This window comes from Natrinema sp. CBA1119 (genome assembly GCF_002572525.1).
Taxonomy (GTDB): Archaea; Halobacteriota; Halobacteria; order Halobacteriales; family Natrialbaceae; genus Natrinema.
Map to the genome: position 1 here is coordinate 782,558 of NZ_PDBS01000001.1, position 20,217 is coordinate 802,774.

Annotated in this window: 24 protein-coding genes; 14 read left to right on the top strand and 10 right to left on the bottom strand. The window is 65.6% G+C overall.

What is annotated here, in order from left to right; genetic code table 11:
* Window positions 1-29: 29 nt before the first annotated feature.
* The 4 genes from CP556_RS03745 to CP556_RS03760 all read right to left on the bottom strand — a co-directional run bounded on the left by CP556_RS03745 (window position 30) and on the right by CP556_RS03760 (window position 4,606).
* The gene (locus CP556_RS03745) at window positions 30-2,279 is read right to left on the bottom strand and encodes a DNA polymerase domain-containing protein (RefSeq protein WP_255291398.1); all 2,250 of its coding nucleotides are present in this window, start codon (window positions 2,277-2,279) and stop codon (window positions 30-32) included.
* On the bottom strand, window positions 2,276-2,590 hold the full coding sequence (locus CP556_RS03750; RefSeq protein WP_255291399.1) for a DUF8156 family protein: 315 nt from the start codon (window positions 2,588-2,590) through the stop codon (window positions 2,276-2,278). The genes CP556_RS03745 and CP556_RS03750 overlap by 4 nt, the downstream gene beginning before the upstream one ends.
* The gene (locus tag CP556_RS03755) at window positions 2,590-3,297 is read right to left on the bottom strand and encodes a RecA family protein (RefSeq protein WP_141551626.1); all 708 of its coding nucleotides are present in this window, start codon (window positions 3,295-3,297) and stop codon (window positions 2,590-2,592) included. The genes CP556_RS03750 and CP556_RS03755 overlap by 1 nt, the downstream gene beginning before the upstream one ends.
* A gap of 277 nt (window positions 3,298-3,574) precedes the next feature.
* Window positions 3,575-4,606: a Cdc6/Cdc18 family protein gene (locus CP556_RS03760; RefSeq protein WP_098724406.1), complete on the bottom strand. Its 1,032-nt coding sequence runs from the start codon at window positions 4,604-4,606 to the stop codon at window positions 3,575-3,577.
* Window positions 4,607-5,994: 1,388 nt separating this feature from the next.
* Here CP556_RS03760 and CP556_RS03765 point away from each other — a divergent pair.
* The 11 genes from CP556_RS03765 (at window position 5,995) to CP556_RS03815 (ending at window position 11,982) form a co-directional block, all read left to right on the top strand.
* Window positions 5,995-6,876 (top strand): GNAT family N-acetyltransferase, encoded by an 882-nt coding sequence (locus CP556_RS03765; protein ID WP_098727273.1) that lies wholly within the window; start codon window positions 5,995-5,997, stop codon window positions 6,874-6,876.
* Window positions 6,877-7,291: 415 nt separating this feature from the next.
* The gene (locus CP556_RS03770) at window positions 7,292-7,678 is read left to right on the top strand and encodes a DUF7971 family protein (protein WP_098724407.1); all 387 of its coding nucleotides are present in this window, start codon (window positions 7,292-7,294) and stop codon (window positions 7,676-7,678) included.
* Between the two features lie 182 nt (window positions 7,679-7,860).
* Window positions 7,861-8,343 carry a hypothetical protein gene (locus CP556_RS03775; RefSeq protein WP_098724408.1) on the top strand — a complete coding sequence of 161 codons (483 nt, stop codon included), beginning with the start codon at window positions 7,861-7,863 and terminating at the stop codon, window positions 8,341-8,343.
* Window positions 8,344-8,489: 146 nt separating this feature from the next.
* Complete coding sequence (locus CP556_RS03780) at window positions 8,490-8,840, top strand: hypothetical protein (RefSeq protein WP_098724409.1); 351 nt, start codon at window positions 8,490-8,492, stop codon at window positions 8,838-8,840.
* 47 nt (window positions 8,841-8,887) lie between these two features.
* A complete protein-coding gene (locus tag CP556_RS03785; protein WP_098724410.1) occupies window positions 8,888-9,166 on the top strand; it encodes a ubiquitin-like small modifier protein 1 in 279 nt (92 codons plus the stop codon).
* A 72-nt stretch (window positions 9,167-9,238) separates the two neighbouring features.
* A complete protein-coding gene (locus CP556_RS03790; RefSeq protein ID WP_098724411.1) occupies window positions 9,239-9,448 on the top strand; it encodes a hypothetical protein in 210 nt (69 codons plus the stop codon).
* 93 nt (window positions 9,449-9,541) lie between these two features.
* Complete coding sequence (locus tag CP556_RS03795) at window positions 9,542-10,354, top strand: AzlC family ABC transporter permease (protein ID WP_176548112.1); 813 nt, start codon at window positions 9,542-9,544, stop codon at window positions 10,352-10,354.
* Window positions 10,344-10,664, top strand: a complete 321-nt coding sequence (locus CP556_RS03800; protein WP_098724413.1) for an AzlD family protein — start codon at window positions 10,344-10,346, stop codon at window positions 10,662-10,664. Before CP556_RS03795 ends, CP556_RS03800 begins: the two co-directional genes overlap by 11 nt.
* Window positions 10,665-10,726: 62 nt before the next feature.
* Window positions 10,727-10,987, top strand: a complete 261-nt coding sequence (locus CP556_RS03805; protein WP_098724414.1) for a MoaD-like domain-containing protein — start codon at window positions 10,727-10,729, stop codon at window positions 10,985-10,987.
* Window positions 10,988-11,422, top strand: coding sequence for a DUF8048 family protein (locus CP556_RS03810; protein ID WP_098724415.1), 435 nt, complete (start codon window positions 10,988-10,990; stop codon window positions 11,420-11,422).
* Window positions 11,423-11,529: 107 nt separating this feature from the next.
* Complete coding sequence (locus tag CP556_RS03815; RefSeq protein WP_098724416.1) at window positions 11,530-11,982, top strand: pyridoxamine 5'-phosphate oxidase family protein; 453 nt, start codon at window positions 11,530-11,532, stop codon at window positions 11,980-11,982.
* 43 nt (window positions 11,983-12,025) lie between these two features.
* Here CP556_RS03815 and CP556_RS03820 read toward each other — a convergent pair whose 3' ends face one another.
* On the bottom strand, window positions 12,026-12,175 hold the full coding sequence (locus tag CP556_RS03820) for a DUF7560 family zinc ribbon protein (protein WP_098724417.1): 150 nt from the start codon (window positions 12,173-12,175) through the stop codon (window positions 12,026-12,028).
* Window positions 12,176-12,354: 179 nt separating this feature from the next.
* A complete protein-coding gene (locus tag CP556_RS03825) occupies window positions 12,355-13,014 on the bottom strand; it encodes a helix-turn-helix domain-containing protein (protein ID WP_098724418.1) in 660 nt (219 codons plus the stop codon).
* A 241-nt stretch (window positions 13,015-13,255) separates the two neighbouring features.
* On the opposite strand from CP556_RS03825, the gene CP556_RS03830 reads away from it, so the two are divergent.
* Window positions 13,256-13,654, top strand: coding sequence for a winged helix-turn-helix domain-containing protein (locus CP556_RS03830; RefSeq protein ID WP_098724419.1), 399 nt, complete (start codon window positions 13,256-13,258; stop codon window positions 13,652-13,654).
* Between the two features lie 77 nt (window positions 13,655-13,731).
* A complete protein-coding gene (locus CP556_RS03835; protein ID WP_098724420.1) occupies window positions 13,732-14,607 on the top strand; it encodes a hypothetical protein in 876 nt (291 codons plus the stop codon).
* Between the two features lie 46 nt (window positions 14,608-14,653).
* Here the strand turns inward: CP556_RS03835 and CP556_RS03840 are convergent, their stop codons facing one another.
* The 4 genes from CP556_RS03840 to CP556_RS03855 all read right to left on the bottom strand — a co-directional run bounded on the left by CP556_RS03840 (window position 14,654) and on the right by CP556_RS03855 (window position 19,537).
* The gene (locus tag CP556_RS03840; RefSeq protein WP_098724421.1) at window positions 14,654-16,576 is read right to left on the bottom strand and encodes an aldehyde ferredoxin oxidoreductase family protein; all 1,923 of its coding nucleotides are present in this window, start codon (window positions 16,574-16,576) and stop codon (window positions 14,654-14,656) included.
* 266 nt (window positions 16,577-16,842) lie between these two features.
* Complete coding sequence (locus CP556_RS03845) at window positions 16,843-17,028, bottom strand: DUF1328 family protein (protein ID WP_098724422.1); 186 nt, start codon at window positions 17,026-17,028, stop codon at window positions 16,843-16,845.
* Window positions 17,029-17,137: 109 nt separating this feature from the next.
* Window positions 17,138-19,036 (bottom strand): bacterio-opsin activator domain-containing protein, encoded by a 1,899-nt coding sequence (locus CP556_RS03850; protein WP_098724423.1) that lies wholly within the window; start codon window positions 19,034-19,036, stop codon window positions 17,138-17,140.
* A gap of 132 nt (window positions 19,037-19,168) precedes the next feature.
* A complete protein-coding gene (locus tag CP556_RS03855; protein ID WP_098724424.1) occupies window positions 19,169-19,537 on the bottom strand; it encodes a cupin domain-containing protein in 369 nt (122 codons plus the stop codon).
* A gap of 462 nt (window positions 19,538-19,999) precedes the next feature.
* Between CP556_RS03855 and CP556_RS03860 the strand changes: the two genes are divergently transcribed.
* Window positions 20,000-20,194 (top strand): HVO_0649 family zinc finger protein, encoded by a 195-nt coding sequence (locus tag CP556_RS03860; protein ID WP_098724425.1) that lies wholly within the window; start codon window positions 20,000-20,002, stop codon window positions 20,192-20,194.
* Window positions 20,195-20,217: the final 23 nt, after the last annotated feature.

Consider the following 20,217-nt stretch of genomic DNA (forward strand, 5'->3'; position numbering starts at 1 on the left):
CCGCAGTCGGCACTCGCCGGTTCCCGCGGTCAGTCGACGAACGTCGACAGCCGGACCGTCCGGCCGTCGCGCAACGACCGCCGGATCCGGGCGCGGTCCCAACCCAGCGGCGAGATGACGCTCTCGCAGGCCCGCACGAGCAGCGTCGCGTAGTAGTCGGCGTCGTACTCCGAGGGCTCCTCGAGCGCGAGTCGGACGCGCTCGGGGCCGCGCGAATCGTCGTCCGCGACGACGTACTCGACCGACTGGCCGGGGTGGCGATCGATCCCGCGGCGGTCGTACCGCTCGAGCGCAGCCACGGTGTGGGTCCGTCGGTCGTAGTCGGTGAGGGACTTCGAGACGCGGTTCGTGATCGCGAGCGCCGCCGGATCGACGCGTCCCTCCCGAAGTTCGTTCAATCGTCGGCCGAGCACGTCACAGACTGCCTCGGGATCGCGCTCGCGGTCGAGCGCCTCGACGAACGCGCGCTGCCCGTCCGCGACGACCGCCGACGTACTCCGCTGGCGCAGTTCGATCCCGCGGAATTTGTACTCGCCGCTCGTTCGCTTGCCGAAGTATTTCGTCAACGCGCCCGCGGACGCACCTCGTGCGCGTGTCCTCGTCCCCTCACCAGCACGCGTCGAATCGGGGCTGGACCCCTCGCCGGAGCCGACGCCCCCGATCGAGTCGCGCAACGGCACGAAACACACCCACTCGTAACTGCCGTCGTGCTCGAGGGGGATCCCGGTCGTCTCGGAAACCGTGCCAATCACGGCCTCGAGCGGCTCCGGCTCGTCGACCCGCGGCGTCACCCAGAGGCTGTCGACGATGCCGTGGACGATCCGCCAGCCCGCGTCCTCGAGCCGGCGTTTGGCAGTCAGGGCGATCTCCCGAGCGTAGGCGTTGATCGCCTCGTGGCACTCGATCCGACCGAACTTGGCGTTTCGGTAGCCCTGATAGCCGAAACAGGAGACGAGGACCCACTTAATCGCGCCCGACTCGGCCCGGAGTCGCGCGGCCTCCTCCTCGGGGAGATCGGTCTCGAGTCGCCGCTTGCTCTCGGCTCGGTCGGCAATCAGGGGCTCGAGGACGGCGGGGAGAAATCCGTCGGTCTCGCAGATCTCGTACTCGAGTTCGGGAACGCGATGCGTCCCGTCGGCGGACTCGTCGGTCGCAGCCGTCCCGTCGGCGGCCCCGCAGTCACAGCCGACCGTCTCTGGACTGACGTTGTGCTCGCAGATGATTCGCGGATACAGCGACGCGAAGTCGATCTCGTGGACGTTCTCGTGGAAGCCGACCTCAGGAGCGAACGTGAAGCCGCCGCGGTCGGCCGCGTGCAGCGTCTCGACGTCGGTAAAGCGCTCGGGTTCCCACTTGTTCCACGGCGCGAGCACGTCCCGCTTTTGCCGGGCCAGCCGGACCTGTCTCGAGGTCAATAACGTGCCGATGCTTCCCCACGCGGCTTCCTGTAGCGGGCGACCCGTCCGCTCGACCATGTAGCGGATCCCCGCCAGCCCCGACTGGTGCCAGAGGAAGCTGTTCGACGTATCAACGATCGCCCGCCCCGGAATCCGGTACCGCGCGGGCGAGTGACCCACTTTCCCGTAGCTCGCGTACGTGTTCTCGCCCGCGAGCGCGGTCCACCCCGGTAGCCGTCCGAGGTGAACGTCCGCGAGCCCCAGCGCCTCGGCATGGCGCTCGAGCAGCGGAATCAAATCGGCGTGGTTCACGACGAGGACGTCGGGGTCTCGCTGCTCGAGGCGGCGCTGGCACGTCCGTAGCGCGCGCGTCGCATCGCCGTCGACGGACTCGCCCCCGACTTCCAGCGCCGACACGTCGTCGTCGGCCAGCGCGGCCTCGTCGAGGGCGAGTCGGAGCGTCCGCAAGTCGCGCGTCGGCGTCGGATCGAGCCCGCGGTCGAGGCAATAGCGAAACCCCGGCGCGAGGTCCACGTCGAACAGCCGAACTGCGCCGGGGGCGTGGGCCTCGCGCGCGTGGACGCCCCGAATTTCGCGGGCCAGCGTCCGGACCTCGCCGACGCGCTCGAGGTCGGCTCGCAGGACCCGACTTCGCTCGCCCGCGTGGGCCTCGTGGAGGCTCGTCGGCCGCCGCTCGGAATGGGTCGCGACGACTTTGGGATCCGCCTCGAGACGCTCTCGCAGGTCCGCGAGCGCGTCGTTCGGACCGGAGGCGAACACCGACGGGGCGTAGTCCTCGACAACCGCGGGCTCGGCACCCGACTCGGTCAGGGTCCACTCGCGGACGATGCCGTCCTCAAACTCGACGGTGTAGGGGCTCATTCGTCGGATTCCCCGGTGGCATCACGCGCTCGTGGCTCGCGAGGGTCGCGATCCGGCTCGTCCTCGAGCGCCGCGAGCTCCTCGCGCAACCGACGCAGTTCGGCCTCGTGGGCGAGCAACAGCGACAGGACGAACGCCCGCTCGGGCTCGGGCGGGTTGGCGTACCCCGCCGCGTCGGCGAACGCCCGGGCCCGGTCGAACAGCCGGTCGAAGTCCCCCTGGTGCTCCCGGCGCAGCGCGCGGCCCATCGGCTCCCACTCCGACTCGAGTCGCCGGAGCGCGTCGCGGTAGGTCGGGTTCGTTCGCCCCATCAGGGACTCACCTCGAGCAGCCCCCGATCGTGGGCGGCGACGACGGGGTCGATCGCGTCGACGGCACCACAAAGTTCGACCCAGTAGGGGATCGTCGTCTGCCAGACGTCGCCGTGCCAGTAGCCCGCCGTCGCACTCGCCGCGTTCGAACCGTCGCCCGCGGCCTCGAGTCGGAGCCCTTCGCGCGTGCGCGTACACTCGAGTTCCGTGTCGGCGTAGTCGGCGACCGTCTCCGAGGCGGCGGCACCGTCGCGATCGCTCCCGTGGCCGGCGCTCGTCAGGAGCACCGGGCAGTCGAGAACGGCCCCGAGTTCGGAGAGGATCTCGAGGGTCGCGGCCAGCAGGTCCTCGCGCTCCCACGCCGCGAGGTCATCGTCCCGGTAGAGGGCGGCGACGTTCGGCGCGACGAGCAACTCGGTCGTCGGCGCCGCCCGCCGCGCGACGGTCCGCACCAGCGAGTGGTGCTGGTAGGCGGTAAACGCCCGCGCGACACGCAGCCCATCGAGGACGCGCGGACTCGACGCGGCGTCGTACAGTGCGTGGGTCGAGGCCGCGTTTCGCGCGTCGATCCAGTAGGCCCGCCCGGGGCGGTCGCCGCCAGTCGCGCCGTCGGCCAGCTGATCGCAGACCAGTCGGTGAACGATCCCCGACCGCGGTGACGGAACCTGTAACAGCGTTACGCCGGGCTCGAGTTCGAGTCGGTGCATACGTGCAGCCTCGAGCGAGCGCCCCATAAGCGGCGGAACACCGTTTCCGATAGTTCCGATACTCCGTCGACTGCCCCAAACGGCGGCGTTCGGGCTGCTCGAGGGAAGGTTCAGTTTCCGTTACGATTTCCGAAACCGCTCAGATACCTCGTCGGGAGCGATCCCCGTGAGTGGCGCTTTGGACTGCTGACACCGAATCGGCCGCCGTCGACCTGCGATCGGTCCACCTCTGTCGGTCGTTCACCGCCGTCTACTCGTCGTCGTTCATCCGTACCCGTCACTCGTCGTTCTCGTCGTCCTCAGTATCCTCATCGACGAGCCGATAGGTCCGGCCCCGGCGCTTGCCGACGGCCTCGACCAGATCGTAGTGGACCATCTTCGTCAGGTAGTTCCGCAGGGTGCGGTTCGTCTTCGGCTCGTCGACCCGGCGCTCATACTCCTCGTATAGGTCACCGGGCTCGATCTCGCCCGCGTCAGCGATCACGTCGTAGAGCACCCGCTGATGTTCGATCAGCCCCTCGACGGTCTTCCGGCGGATCGCCGTCCGCGCATCCGGGATCGCCGCCTCGAGCGCGTCATCGGTGATCGACGCCAGGCCCTGGCGCTCCGCGCGGCGGGCAGCCGATCGCAACACGCCGATCCCAACGCGGGCGTCGCCCGAGGCGGCGTCGGCGACCGTCCGTAGCTGGGAGTCGGTCACCACGCCCGGCTCGAGGGCCTTCTCGGCTCGTTCGGCGAGGATCGCCGCGAGTTCGTCGGTGCCGTACCGGTCGAAGCGGACCCGAGTACCGGCGTGAAACCGCGAGCGCACCCGATCGTCGAAGCTCGCGAACAGTTCCTCCTCGCGGTTGGCGATCAACACGGGCGAGACGTGGCCCAATCGGTGGAGATCGTACAACGCGGCCGTCTCCTCTAACTGGTCGACCTCGTCCAGAATAACGACGATCGGCTCGTCGTCGGTCCGAGAGAGCCGCTCGAACAGCTCGTCTTTCGGCGTCGAGCGGTGGACGTCGACGGCTCGATCGACCCCCTCGAGGATCCGGTAGAGGACTCGAAACCGCGTATACTCCTGCCAGCAGTTGACGTAGGCGACCCGCACCGCCGGCTCCTGTTCGCGCAACTGGGCCAGCGTGTACCGGGCGATACAGGTCTTGCCGACGCCCGTCGGCCCGAAGAGGAAGGCCGGATCCGGTCGGCCGTCGGACAGCAGCGGCTCGAGGGTTTCCGAGAGGAGGTTCACCTCGTCGTGGCGGTGGACCACCTCGCTCGGCACGAAATCCTCGCGCAGGACGCGGCCGTCGACGATCACAGCGAATCGGTTGGGTCTCGAGGATATTAAACGACGCCGGGCCGGTTCCGAAACTTCCGAAACCGGCCCCGATTCGGTATCGCAGTATATCATTTATAGCGAGGGGATCGCGTAAACGGTAGCACGCGTGGGAGCTGGCGGTACACTGCGGATACACCGCGTGTACGGGCCTGAATCAGCGGATTGTCGCCGCGTTGCCGTCCGTCCGTCACGAACTCGGCACCATCCTAAACGGTGCTGGGAACCTCGGCGCGTCACCCTGGTGGGCCGTCGTATCGGAAACAAAGCGAGTTCGTTCATCGATCGACACCGGAGTTTGCGGTCACCGGAATGGCGGTTGCCAAAGCGGCGGTCGTCGAAATCCGATACGTTCTCCGACGAACAGACAGACCGGTCACCGATGATACGGTGAGTCGACGAGTGGGAACGATCTCACGGTCGAAATGGTATCCGATCACTCCGAATGCTCGCGTTGCCAGATCGGGACGAGACGCGAGAGCGGAACGAACTGCGAGCCCGACGAGTGTCCACGCTATCGGTCGGTCGCGGGTAGGTATCCGAGAATAGAACGGGACCATCGCGAATCGCTTGGAGCCGAAACCGAGCCGGAACGAGCGATAACCGACTGATCAGCCGATCGCGAACAGGTTGTTGATCGCGTATACCCCCGGTTTGTGGCCGTGAAAGTGCCGGGTTCTCGGGCACGGATACGGGGTCTCGACTGTGGATGCCTCGCAGTGAGACGATACTCGAGCGCGCCGCCGGCCAGTCGCGACGCCGTCCTCTGAAATCGACAGCCGTGTGAGGGGATGACTATCAGTCGACTGCGTCACTGCGATCCGTTCTCGAGGAATGAAAACGAGAACGAATGTTCACCCGCACGAGACGGGAACCGTTCCTCGTGTTGAGCCCGAGTACCACCCTCGAGAGGTGGGAGTCGGTGACGCCGGCTCGAGGCGAATACTCACTGGACCATCGAACGCGAACGGCCGATATCGGGTTGGGGCAATCTCGGTCGGACGGAACACAGCATCCGTCTCGGAGACAGGCGCTCGAGCGCTCGGTTCGGTGCTCGGACGGACCGTTCCCGGAATCGACGAACCTGTTGCGGTCTCCTACCGGTCGTCCAGCTGTGACTCGAGTCCAGTACTACCCGGTCTCTCACCATCGATGAACTTTATACAGCTATATCAAATCGCTCTGCTCGACCGTCACCCTCGGTCGAAGAGACCGGGACGGCTAACGCGAGATTGGCCCGACGTGGCCGGCGTGAGGAAGCGTCGAAACGACTCGAGCTGACGATCAATGGGTCACTTCGCGGCGGGTGCTCGCGGGCGGCGATCGATACGGATCGCATACTAATGCCGTCAGTCGGCGGGGTCGTCCGTATGAGCATGTATCCGACGGACTCGTTCGAGAGCGATATCCAGCGGCGGGTGTACGAGTACGTCGAGCGGAACGGTGCCGTCACGCCGGCCGAGTTGGTCAGGTCGATCGAGATCGACGGCGGTCGAGCCCACTCGAAACCCGCCCGATCGGGTGCGTATACCGAAACGGTACCGCCCGCACCGGACGACCTCCAAGCGGCGCTCGAGGCGCTGCGAGCAGACGGGTATCTGACCGAAACTGACGGCAAGCTTCGAGTCGCGCTCTCGGCCACGACCACGAGTCTCGAGTGCGAGGACGAAATCGTCGCGATCCGACCGGCGCGCGAGGAGGACCGGGCGGGCGTCGTCGAGACGATGCGGACGGTCGCCGACGACGGAACGTACGTCGTCGCCGAGAACGTCGCGACGGAACTCGAGCGCGAGCGGGCGCTCGTCCGGGCCAACGAGGAGGGCTCTCGGATCGTGTTCGTCGCGGTCCGCGGGCAAGAATCAGTTACAGACAATGTCAAGGCGGACGAGGACGACGAATCGGCGGTGAGCACCGAGCCGGAAGAGGACGCATCGACAGCGGACCGCGAGGTCGTCGGCTGGCTCCATCTCGACGCTCCCGAGCTCCAACCGCTCCGACACACGGCCGAAGTGACCGTCGGAGTCGATCCCCGGTATCGGCGGCAGGGGATCGGCTCGTCGCTGCTCGAGTACGGCCTCGAGTGGGCGTCCGACGCCGGTTACCAGAAGCTCTACCAGAACCTGCCGGCGACCAACGAGGCCGCGATCGAGTTCCTCGAGGAGAACGGCTGGCAGCGCGAGGGAGAACACGAGGGGCAGTACTGTCTCGAGGGCGAGTTCGTCGACGAGATCATGCTGGCAACGTGGCCCTAGTCGCGAGGCCTGTTTCGGAGAGTGTAAAAACAGCCGTAGAGACGAGAAATGTCCTGCTATCGTGGCAACAAGGAATCGCCACGCCCTCCCCAGCCGATTCGCTCGTTCGCAGGACTCACTCGCTCATCCCTCGCACGGAGTCGTCGCTCGCCCTCGTTATCACTCGGACGACCTGCTCACGGATCGCTTCGCTCTCCGTTCGCTTTCGAGGCGCTCCCGCTGGTCGCGCCTCGCTGACAGCGCGCGCCACCGCATGTCGGTTGATCGGTCAGGCAGAGACGTTGATTTCCCAATGAGTCGGTCTGCTGTTCGTCGGACGACCGGCACAGACACAGTGTGAACTGGCAAACGTATCCGGATCAGTGCCACCGAATCGGGGACCACGTTCTTGCCAGTCGACTGCATACAGCGTCACATGGACGAAATATCCCTCGGCGTGCCGGAACCGATCCTCGAGCGACTGCCGGAAGACGACGAGAGCGCGGCCGCGGACATGCAGAAGGCCGTTGCGGGCTGGGAAGAGCAACTCAACCGGGTCATCGCGGAGGACGACGACGAGCGTGAGGCCGCCGGCAAAGTGCTCGAGGCGATCGACCGCTTCGAGGAGCGCTACGAGACGTACGACGCGTTCGTCCCCGAACTGCGAGCGTGGGGGCAGTCGCCGATCTACGCGATCGCGTGGCGGACGCTGTACGCCGACGTGATCGCCCAGCTGCACGAGCACGACGAACTCGGCGACCACCTCGATCGGGAGCGAAACGCGCGATTGGTGGCGGACGGCATTCGGTTACAGGATCTGTGACGGCCGGCGGCGAGGCCGCCGATCGATCCGCCAGAAGCGACATCTATCAGTTTGGTATATAGTGGTATATCCCCCTATTGTCGCCTAATACCGTCCAGACACCAGCTTCTCCTCCCTTCACCAATATAAACAAAATATATCTTATAGTAACGATTTTGAGGCTGTATTCGAGAGTGAACCGTGTGTCGACGACCGACTCGACGACACCGGACGGGACGGACGCGATCGACCTGACCACCCGCGTGCGCCGTCGGCTCCTGCCGGCGCTTCACCGAGTCAAGGAGCCCTTGGGCGGCTACGCCATCTGTCGGCAACATCCCGAGGAGTACGTCGGTATCGTCAAGCGCGGGCTGGACGCGGTCCGATCGATCCTCGAGGAACTGACGTTCGAACCGGAGCCGATCGCCTCCCTGAAGGTCCACGACGACGGGCGACGCTCGGCGGGGAGCTGGGTCCGGCGCGAGTCGACGTTGGCACCGTGGCAACTGCACGTCACGCTGTTTCGAACCGGCGAGGGAACCGTCGAGGTGTTCGCCCATCGCGAGTACTCGTGGCTGCGCCACCCGTACAAACACTATACGCAGGCGGGGTGGGACGGCCGCGGCGGCGTCGAACGGATGCGGGCGATGCTCTCGACCCACGGCGTCCCGTTCCGAATCGAATAGCGGGCGATGAACTGGGGTACCAACAGACCGACTCGACAGCGGGACGGATCGGTCGCCGTCGCCCACGCCACGGCCAGCGTCTCCCCAGCCACGGCCGGCGCACACCCATCCCAAGCGTTGAAATTCCGGGCCAGACTAGAGGGAGTATGGAGTTCGCTGTCTCTCGGTCGGGGACGACGCTCGTGACGCTACACGGCGGATCCGATACCACCGCCTGCGACGAGGCAACGTCGACGCTCGCCGATACCCTCGAGTCTCTCGCGGCCGCGGGGACGATCACGGACTGGGAAATCGCCGACGCGGACGTGTACGAACATCCGAACGCCCCGTTCGACCCGTACACGATCACCCTCAAGTTTTCGGTGACGGTCACCGTCGAGGCCGACGACGCCGACGCGGCGAGCGAGCGCGGCGCGAGGGCCATCGACGACGCGCTCGCGAACGCCGACATCGGGTCGGTTACGTACACGTCGTCGCCGTCGACCTCGGCCGCCTGATCGGACCCACCGCCCGCACTTATGGCGTCCGAACACGAGTATGTGGTATGGACATCGATCTCCGATTTTTCGCCACCTTTCGGGAAGCCGTCGGCGCGAAAGAGCGAACGCGAACCGTCGACGACAACGCGACCGTCGGCGACGTGCTCACCGACCTCGAGACCGAGTACGACGGCCTCGAGGGGCAGTTACTCGAGGACGGAGCGATCCGGCCGCAGTTGAGCGTGCTGAAAAACGGCCGCAACGTGGTGCACATGGCGGGAGTGGACACGTCGCTGGAAGCGGGCGACGTGGTGTCGGTGTTTCCGCCGGTCGCCGGCGGGTAACAGCGTGGAGACCCTCAGGGGAGGCTGAGAGCACCCCTACACTTTTTTATCAGAGTAGTAAGAGTATCGCGTATGCTCGATGTCGTCGCCGAACTGCTACTCGAGTTAGGGTTCGACCGATTCGTCGGTAGCGGCGACGACCGGACGACGGCCCAGCAGTGCTGTCTCTTCGTCGGCGTCGTGGTCGTCCTACTCGCGGTCGCCCTCGCGGTCACCGGCGGCCCGTGGTACGGACTCGCCGCGGCTCTCGTCGGCGTCGCACTGATCGTCTACGGACGGTGAGCCGCCGGTCATTCGTGCGAAGCGCTGGCGAGAATCACGGCGTCCGCGGGCAATTTCGAGAACGCTTTACGCCTCGTTCGCCTCGAGACGACCGTGACGGAAATCGACGGTAGCGCCCCTGATCGCGGTTCCAGTTCCGGCCCTGGCCGCAGCGAATCCGCTGCCCGGTCGTCGGACGGGCGAGCCGAGGAGACGCGGATCACCGCAGACGACGAGAGCGAGGCCGTGACGTTCGATCGGGAGGGGGTCCGCGCCGGCTTTCTCACCTGTCTCCCGGTCGCGATCGGCGTCGGCGGCTACGGGATCGCGTTCGGGATGCTCGCCCGCCGGGCCGGGCTGAGCGTCGCGGAAGCGACGCTGATGAGCGCGACCGTGCTCGCCGGTGCCGCCCAGATCGTCGCCGTCGAACTCTGGGCGGAGCCGATCCCGGTCGCGACGATCGTCCTCGCGACGCTCGCAGTCAACCTGCGCTACTCGCTGATGGGCGCGGCGCTGGGACCGTGGCTCGAGCGACTCTCGGCAGGCCGAAGCTACGGGAGCCTCCTGGTCATGGCCGACGAGAACTGGGCGCTGACGATGCGCGAACTCAAATCCGGCAGCGGTCGCGGCGCGTTCCTGCTGGGGACGGGCATCGCGATGTGGGTCTTCTGGGTTGGGGCGACGATCGTCGGCGCGGCCGCCGGCGGCGCGATCGGTGATCCGACGCGGTACGGCATCGACTTCGTCCTCGCGGCGGTCTTCGTCGCGCTCGCGGCCGAACTCTGGGAGGGGCGCTCGACGCTTGTGCCGTGGCTCGTCGCGCTCGCGACCGCCGTCCTCGCCGCGGAACTCGTTCCGGGCCAGTGGTATATCCTGCTCGGCGGCTTCGCGGCTGCCGCGGTGGAGGTGGTCCGCTATGATCGGTGAGGGAGCGTTCGCGCTCGACCCCCTCATCGTCGGGACCATCCTCGCGATGGCACTCGTGACCGCCGTTACGAAAGTCGGTGGCTTCTGGCTCCTGCGGCGGATCGACGTGAGCGAGCGACTCGAGGCCGGGCTCTCGGTCCTGCCGGGCGCGATCGTGATCGCGATCCTCGGACCGGAGCTGGCGGCCGGCGGGCCGGCGGAGTGGGGCGCGGCCGGCGTCGTCCTGCTGGTTATGTGGCGAACGGAGAGCATCCTGCTATCGCTGTGTGGCGGCGTCGGAGCCGTCGTGTTGTTTCGCACACTCATCTGACGGGTCCGCTCTCCCGGTACCGCCGAACGCGATTTTATCCGTTCGGCGGTCGAATCACGGGTATGGTAACGCATGTCGAGCGCTCCTTTCGCGGCATCTCCGAACGGCTCGTGATCCGGTATCTGACGAATCTCGGCGGCGAGCAGGTCGCCGAGGACACCGTCGCGGGCGACGACTGGACGGCAACGTTCTCGTCGGAGACAGTCGGCATCGGCCCCTCGTTACAACTGACCGAGGTGACGATCGTCTTCGAGGGCGACGACGACACCCTCGAACCGCTCGTCGAGCGGTTCGCACAGAAGGCGATGCGCGCGGGTGGGTGAATGGCGGGCGAACCGATCGAGGGACAGGTACTCCTCCTCACCGCCGCCAAGGCGAGCGTTCCGGGTACCCGACTACCCGACCTGATCGAGCGCGCGCAGGTCGCGCTGGGACCGAGCCTCGAGCGCTACCGCCGGGAGTACGAACGGCTGTACGCGGGCGACGACCTCGAGATTTTTCTCGTCGACTGGGGCCACTGGGAGGAGATCGGCGACGAGATCGACGTGACCGACCGCGAACTGTCCGCCATCCGCCGGGCACACGAGGAGCAGTTGCTGCGGATCGGTCGGCGAACGGACCGCGAGGACGAGTTCGAGACGGCCCTCGAGATCCGAGAGCCGGTCGTCATCGGGGCGAACGAGGGTGAAACCACCGGCGACACCGACGGCGAACACACCGACGACATCGACGGCGAACACGAGTCGCCGAGCCGATAGGACGCGACGCCGGACGGCTCTCACCGCCGCCGACGCATCGGCGACGCCCCTCGCTGTCGATGGCAACTATAAAGATCACGTTGCACCTTTGGCAAACTACTGAGACGATGGCTATCGACCAGGAGACCGAGATGACGGACGCGGAGATCGACGACTTCCTCAGTCGTCGGGAGACCGGGGTGTTGTCGCTCGCACGGACGGACGAACCCTATGCGATCCCTATCTCGTATGGCTACGACGACGGCGAGCGGGAATTTTACATGCGAATGGTGTCGACGCCCGACAGCGAGAAGCGGCAGTTCCTCGAGTCCGCGCCGGAAGCGCGACTCGTCGTCTACGACGAAGCGGATTCGACCTACCGGAGCGTCATCGCCACGGGGAGCCTCGAGAGCATCGAGCCGTCGAAGCTGACGCCGGAGGAAATCGCCCAGTACGGGAACGCGAAGCGGCCGCTATTCGAAATCTGGGCGGAGGGGAAGGACGCGCTAAATATCGAACTCTACCGGCTCACGCCGACGACGCTCAACGGGCGGCGGACGGAAGTCGATCGCGAGGAGTGAGAACGGAGTCGAGTCGACGCCATCGATAACGCAGGGCGTGCGTTCAGTTCGTCTGCTGTTCTGCGATGAAGTCCGCGTCCGTGACCGACGCCGCACAGACCGGACAGCCGTGTGTGAGCGTGGCCTCGCGCATCGATTCGTTGACTTCGATCTCCTGCCCGCACTCCGGGCACGTGAACTCGTATCTACTCATATCGGGGGGCAAGTCGGTGAGCCGTCGATTGTCTACCGTCTAGCAGTGGAGGCAGTATATATAGGGTTGCGGTTCGATGCCATCGGCCCGTAGGACCCGATACGTTCATGGGGCTCGAGTCGACGGCGGCCGCCACAGTCCGCTCATCCTCGATCGTCGACTCCCCGGATCGCGGTCGGTCACTCATGATCCAAAATTGCGTCCAGGAGCTTCGTCTGGGCCGCCGCGAGGTGTTCGGTGAACGTCGTCCCGGTGATCCCGAGTTCCGCGGCGACCTCGCCGGCGTTGGCCCGTTTGGGGTGTTCGAAGTAGCCCATCCGGTGGGCCGTCTCCAGCACCTCGGTCTGGCGGTCGGTCAGCATGCTCCGGTCGACGAAGACGAGGTTTCGTTCGTCGTGGTCCTGCTGGGACTGCAGTAGCCGCTGGACGTCGAGATTCGCGTAGCGCTCGCGCAGCTCGCCGATGACGGCCTGCAGTCCGTGCATATCCGGCGCGTGAAAGGTCAGATACAGCGACGCACCCCGCGTTCGGATGTCGACCACCGGACAGTCGTGTCGCTCGATACACTCGCGGGGGCAGCCACGGCCGAGTGTGCGTTCAAAGCGGTAGACCGTGCTCGAGCCGTACGAAAAGATCGGCGAGAGGTCCGCGTCGACATCGAACTCGTCGGGATAGGACTCCGCCTCGAGCATGAACTCCTCGATCACGCGCTCGGGCGCGGCGGGGTTGGTGCTCCGCGAGACGGAGTGGACCCGACCGCCCGTCTCGGCGGAGGCCTGCGCGACGACGCAGTCGGGCGGGTCGTCGATCTTTACCTCTGCGCGTATCCCCGAAGCCATCAGTCACTGCTGGGGGTGCCGGCCTCCTAAACCCACCGCCCACGGCCTGCGAGGTACGCCAAAAATGGTGCTCACGGTGTGCAATAAGAGACGATTTGGGATGTGAGGTCGGCCCGTGTGCCATCCGAAAAGACGCTCGATACCGGTTCGAACCGGTGGTTTTCGCCACCGCATATAAAGCACCCTGTATTTAGTGGGACTCATTTGGAGGTGACGGGGCCAGTACTATGGTGTATAACAGATGTCCACGACGAACTCCACTATTCGAAACCGAGGGGGGCAAAACGACGACGCCGTCGACCCGCAGACCGTCATTGCCGCGCTGGATGACGACGACTGTCGAGCTATCCTCGAGGCGACGGACGAGGACTCTCTCACGGCGACGGAACTCTCCGAGCAGTGTGACATTCCGATGTCGACGACCTACCGCAAGGTCGAAATGCTGACCGAGGCCGATCTGGTCGACGAACGGGTCCGGATCAACACCTCCGGCAAGCACGCGACCGAGTACTGCAAGAGTTTCGACAACGTGCTCGTCTCCGTCGCCGGCGGGGGGATCGAGATCGAGATGACGAAACCAGCGGCCGACGCCGAACCGGGGTCCGGCTACGCGTCGTCGCCCGTGACTGCCGACGACTGAGTCGAGCGCGTTCGCCGGTGGACCCCGGCGAGTGCCGGTAATTTAAGTGTCTACTGCAGTAATGGTTTTTATCCAACATGTCGAACGTGGCCGCGCTGTTCATCGGGATCGTACTGCTCGGATTCGCCGGACTGTTCGGTCGACGCGGCCGACGACAGCACCGGCGTCGCGCGCTCGTCACGGAGACGCCGACGACAGAGATCCGGACGCTCGACGACGAGGGGCTCGTCGAGCTGAAGGGCGTCGTCGACGCCGAGGAGACGTTCCGATCGCCGATCCGGGACGAAGAGAGCGTCCTCTCGGTGTGGGAGATCGAGGAGTGGGACGAGAGCGGGACGACCGACATGTGGGAGACGCGCGCGACCGGTATCTACGCGGCCCCGTTCGTCCTCTCGGACGAAACCGGCGACGTCCGGGTCGACCTCGAGACCCGCGTCACCGGCGAGGACGGGGGGCACACCGATATCGAACTGGGCGCGGTGGATCTCGATCGACTGCTCTCGAGCGGCGTCTCCGTCGACAACGTCCTCTGTTCGCTCGAGGACTTTTCCGTGGAGACGACGGTGCCGCCGGACGCGGAGCCCCCCGATCACATCGCCGACTTCGTCCGGGGCGAGTCCGGCGTCTCCGAACAGACCGACTCGATCACGAATATCATCGACGTCGGCACCGCACACGGCGAGCGGCGCTACTACGAGGGAACGATCGAACCCGGACGGGAGGTCTACCTCCTCGGAACGGCCGAGGCCGCGTCGGACGCGACGTACCCGCTGGGTCCCGACGACGTGGTCGTGACGGCCCCCGATAGCGGCGATGGCTCGGCGATCGTCTCGGACCGATCCGAGGACGAACTGGTCTCGGAACTCGGCGCGTATCGATTCGCATACGCGGCCGCGGCGGTCATCGGTCTCGGCGGCGTCGCGTTGCTCGCCGTGGGAATCGGGCTCGTCTGATCGATCGCCGACGATACGGAGACGACCGTGAAAAACGGGTCCGCGATCAGTCGTCGCTCGAGACCGCTGCACCGGTGTCGCCGCTGACGCCGGTGCCCGGCCCGAGATCGATCCCGAGTTCGTCGAGTTTCTCGTCGGGGACGACGCCGTCGACCCAGCCGCGGTAGTCGTAGTACTCTTCTTTCATCTCGTCGAGTTCGCAGTACTCGCCCTCGCTCGCGCCCTGTCCGCGGATGCCGTCCTCGAGGAAGCGCGCGGGCAGCGAGTCGTCCGCCGCGTCGAAACCGTTGAGGTTGTTGTAGTATCGTTCGAGGGTGTAGACGCGTTCGCCGGCCTCGAGCAGTTCGTCTTCGGTGACGTCGCGACCGGTCATCCCGTTGTACTGCAGGACGTACTCCTCGATTCCCTCGGCGAAGGCGTTGAACTTGCAGATGTCGAAGGAGTCGCTGATGGCGTGGAGATCCTGGAACTGGGCGGTGAGTTCGCCCTTGCCTTCGTACTCGTAGGGGTCGACCTTCTCTGGGACGCCCAGAATTTCGGCAGCGGGGGTGTACCCTCGCAGGTGGCAGGCCCCGCGATTCGAGGTGGCGTAGCCGATGCCCATCCCCTTCAGACAGCGCGGGTCGTAGGCCGCGATGGTCTGGCCCTTGACGGCGAGGGAGTTCTCCTCGGCGTCTTTTGCCTCTGCGACCCGGCGCGGTCCCTCCGCGAGCAGGTCCGCGAGGTCGTCCTCGCGGTGAGCGATCCGCTCGATCATGTCGATCATCGTCTCGTAGTCGCCCCACTCGAGATTGCCTTCCTCGAGTTTGCCCTCCTCGGACATCTCCATGGCCATCGCCATCATGTTACCCGCGTCGATGGTGTCGACGCCCATGTCGTTACAGCGGTCGATCATCAGCGCGACGGCGTCGCGGTCGGTGTGGCCGGAGTTCGGCCCGAGTGCGTACGCCGACTCGTACTCGTAGGACTCAGTGCGGACGTTCATCTCCTCGCCCTTGTGCATCGTCGTCACCTCGACTTCCTTCTTGCAGGCGACCGGACAGGAGTGGCAGGTCGGCTCGTCGACGAGGATGTTCTCGCGGACGTTCTCGCCGGAGACGCGCTCGGCGTCGATGTCGACATCCTCCGCGTCGCGCATGGCTTTGGTCGAGGTGTAGCGCCCGTTTTTCGTCGGAAGGCCGTCCATCTCCTCACCGATGTTCATCAGGACGTTCGTCCCGTACATCGAAAGTCCACCCTCGTTTGGTGCGGTGACTTCCGATTCCTGAATCGCCTGCATCGCCTGCTGGTGACCTTCCTTGAAGGTCTCCGGATCGGCCGGCTTGGGCATCTTCGTCGTGGACTTGACGACGACGGCCTTGAGATTCTTCGCCCCCATCACGCAGCCCGTGCCGCCCCGGCCCGAGGCCCGGTCGTCCTCGTTCATGATGGAGGCGTACTTGACGCCGTTCTCGCCGCCGGGACCGATCCCCATGATGCTGAGGTTCTTGCCGTAGGAGCCCTCGACCTCCTCCTCGATCGCGTCGCGCGTGTCGTGGAACCCTTCCCCCCAGAGGTGGGAGGCGTCCCGCAGTTCGACCTCGCCGTCCTCGACGACGGCGTACACCGGCTCGTCGGCCTCGCCCTCGAACAGCAGGCCGTCGAAACCGGCCCACTTGAGCCGGGCACCCGACCAGCCGCCGTGGTGGCTGTCGGTGACGGTGCCGGTCAGCGGCGACTTCGTACAGACGGCGATCCGACCGCTCATCGTGACCTGCGTGCCCGACAGCGGCCCGTTCATGAACGCGAGCAGGTTCTCGGGGCCCATCGGCTCGACGTCCGGCCCCTGGTCGAAGACGTACTTTACCCCGAGTCCCCGCGCACCGATATACTTCTCCGCGTCCTCGTCGTCGATCGACTCGTACGCGACATCCCCGTCCGAGAGATCGATGCGGGCGACCCTGTCTTGGAATCCGCCGAGTTCAGTCATGGTAAGTGCTCACCCTTATCTACGACGCCCAGAGTGTTAGTGATTCTCATCCGCACGAAACCGGTTTCGGTTTCGTCGCCGGAGTAGAATCGCTCGGATAACCGCAGGAGGGAAGCGCGATTAATTCGGATATCTTACCTGCACAATCTGTCAAATATTGCGGACCTGTAACCGTCGACATTCACGTCTGGTGTTTCATAGCGGGCCGACCGGGCAGCGACTCACTGCGAGCGCGTGGCCGTCCAACCGCCGGTCGGCGTCGACGATCACAACAGGAGTGCGACCACCGCGAGAATGATGAAGATCAGCACGAAGATCCGCGCGATCTCCATCGAGATCCCGGCGACGCCGCGGGCACCGACCGCGGCGGCGACGATCGCGAGGACGAAGAAGATGATCGCCCAGTACAGGAACCCACCACCGGTCTGGAGCGGCGTTGCGAGCGCGAGCATACCACCGACTCCCACGACTGACCACATAAACGTCGGCGACCGTCCACGGCCGTTCTCGAGGCTAAGCCGGAACTACAGGTCTCGAGGCGCGACTGTCACGGGATCGGCACTATGCATCGCCAAAGAACGCTCGGCAGAGTTTCGCCTCGGCCGTCCGCAGGTGCTCGTGGAAGGTCGGCCGCGAGACGCCCATCGTCTGGGCGAGTTCCTCGCCCGTCGTCGGTCGGGGCCACTCGAAGTAGCCGCCGAGGTAGGCCCGCTGTAACGCGCCGAACTGGCGATCGGTCAGCGCCGCCTCGAGTCCGGCGGCGAACTCCTCGCGGGTCTCGCCGTCGCGGTCGCGCTGCTGGAACGAGACGACGTCGGTTCCCGCGTAGCGATCCTCGACGGCTTCGACGACCGACCGGACGTTCGCAGACCGGGGGATCTCGAGGGTGACGCGCGCTCGCCCGTCCTCGCTTTCGATCGCCTGGGTGCGGGCACCGCGTTCGGAAAGCCAGCCGACGAGGTCGTCCGAACCGGTCAGTTCGATCAGACACTCCTCGTCTCGTTCGACGATGACTCGGCAATCGACGTCCGGCAACTCAGCGCCGGCTGCGGTGAGTTCGTCCGCGCTCGCGCCGGTGACGGTAAACAGTGAGGCCGTCTCGTCGTCGGTCCGGTGGACCGACCGGCGGTACTCGAGCCGACAGTCGGCCTCGGCTGAGAGGGCGACGGGTGCGAGGACTCGATCCGTCAAGTCGAGTTCAACGGCGACGACGGCGTCGGTCGCGAGCACTCGGCTGGTTTCGCGGGCGTTGACCCCACTGGCAACCGCGCGGGCGAGCGCGGAGAGGATCACCGTTTCGCGGTCGTCGATGGCTCGATCCCGATTCGTTCGAATCGTCAGGACACCGTACTCGATCCCGTTGTACGTCAGCGGGAACGCGGCGTGAGTCGCCCCCTCGACGGTGCCGACTGCCGGCTCGCCCGTCGCGAGCGCCGCAGCAGCGGGATGGTCGCCGTCCGTCTCGATCCCGCCACGCTCGGGATCGGTCTCGGCGCTCGAGCGAACGTTGATCGCACCGGTCGCGGGATTGCGTTCGCCGATCCAGGCCCCCTCGTAGGCGTCTTCGGCCGCGATTCTGTCACAGACCTCGGACTCGAGCGCCGAGCGGTTGGTCGAACCGGCGACGACGTCGGTGACGTCCTGAATCAGTCCCTCGACGCGATCGAGGATGTACTCGAGTTCCGCGGTCCGCTCCTCGAGCGCGAGTTCCGCTTCCTTGCGTGCAGTGACGTCGTTCTGGAAGCCGACGTAGTTGGTCACGCGGCCGCTCTCGTCTCGGAGGGGGGCGATCGTCACCTCGTTCCAGAACTCGGTGCCGTCCTTTCGATAGTTCTGCAGTTCGACGGTGACCGGCCGCGCCTCGTCGATCGCAGCCGCCATCTCGGCGATTGTGTCCTCGTCCGACTCCGGACCCTGCAGGAATCGACAGTTCCGACCAACGACCTCGTCGAACTCGTAGCCGGTAATCTCTTGATAGGCCTCGTTGACATAGACCAGCGGATTGTCCTCGCGGTCGGGATCGGAGATGGTGATCCCGACGGGCGCCTCCTCGATCGCGCGGTCTTTCATCAGTCGGTCGCTCGCGTCCGTCAGCGAGCCGTCCGTCTCGTCGGCATCCGTCTGGGGGCCGACCACACTGCGATCGAACGTGATCGTCGCGCCGTCGGCATCCCGGTGGATTCGTACACCGTCATCGTCGCCCTCGAGATCGATCCGTCTGGCGGTCCCGACCGCCGTCTCGTCGATCGCCGCCGCGAGCCGATCCCAGCGGGTGCCGAGTGCGGTCGCCGCGTCGCGGTCGGCGTCGCCGAGCCCGAAGGCGTCGCGGGCGGCGGCGTTCGCGTACGTAATCGTGCCGTCGGCGACCGCCACGACCGGATCGACCACGCGCTCGAGCGCACGCGCCGCTCCGGCGGCGTCGCCGACGGTTCGACCGTGCTTCGCGTCGACATCATCCATAGTCTCCTCTACGTGGTGACGACTAAGAATCGTTGTGATCGAACGAGTGGACAGCAGGCTGGCGGCCCGGTCCGTAGAACTCCCCCGTTCGAACGGGGTACCGATGGCCGTCTCGATCGCTCGCTGCAGTGACTACAGGTCGGGGAACTCCCGCTGATAGGCCGTTCCCTCGAGTCGATCCTCTCGGAGCGGCCAGAAGGCCAGCAGCGTCGCAGTCTCTCCGTCGACCGTTCGCGAAGTGTGTGGAATCTCGGGTGGGATCGTCAGCGTATCGTAGGGCTCGAGTTCGATTCGCTCGCCGTCGACGAGCATATTCGTCTGTTCGTACGGGTGCGTGTGGGGCTCACTGTCGGGTTTCTCGGGATCGATCCGCGTAAACCCGATCATCTGATCGATGCCGCGGAAGATCACCTGACTCAGTCCCGGTTCCTCGCGATACGGATCGATGTCTCGTAAGTTGTACACTGACGGAATCTCGGATCGATCGTACTCTCGAGGCATGTGAACATCTCTCCTTCGAGTCGAAATAAGGGTGCGTATTTCGCTTTCCACAGGAGTACTGGTTCACGAGACCGCCAAAGTGAGACGGGGTGACTTTCTGGTTCGGTCTGTCATCACTCGACCGCCCCAGCGGTTGTCACAACTGGATCCGCTCGCGTTTCGTGGAGTGAGAGCGGACACCGCGTCGGCTGCTGGCGTTCGGTATCGGCTCCCTCTCGCTGCATCATCGCGTTCGGATACCGTTCGAGAACTCGAACCGTTCGGTGTCGATTGCAGTCGAAAAACGGTCCACGAGTGGGTCTCGAGTGTGATCTACAGACGGCAGTTGACGCGGTTCCGGATCACGTCGTGCTTGACGAACCGGTGATTCGGATCGATAAACGCTGCTCTCGGCCGTCCGTCTCTGAACGCGATTCGCCGAGGGGCTAGAATGTTATAGTCTGCCACGGTGTAGGGTAACACATGTCAGTATACCGTTCGCCGTTCGAGCAACTCCGGGAGAAGTTCGACGAATCAGAGCTCCGGTGTCCGGCGTGTGGCTACGTCGATACCGACGGTGGCTGGCGCGTGACCACTTCGGGCGGACGGGTCCGCTATCAGTTCGTCTGTCCGGCTTGCGACGCGGTCGAGACGCGGGAACTACGACTTGAGCAGTGACGTGTCCGCGATCGCGCGACGAC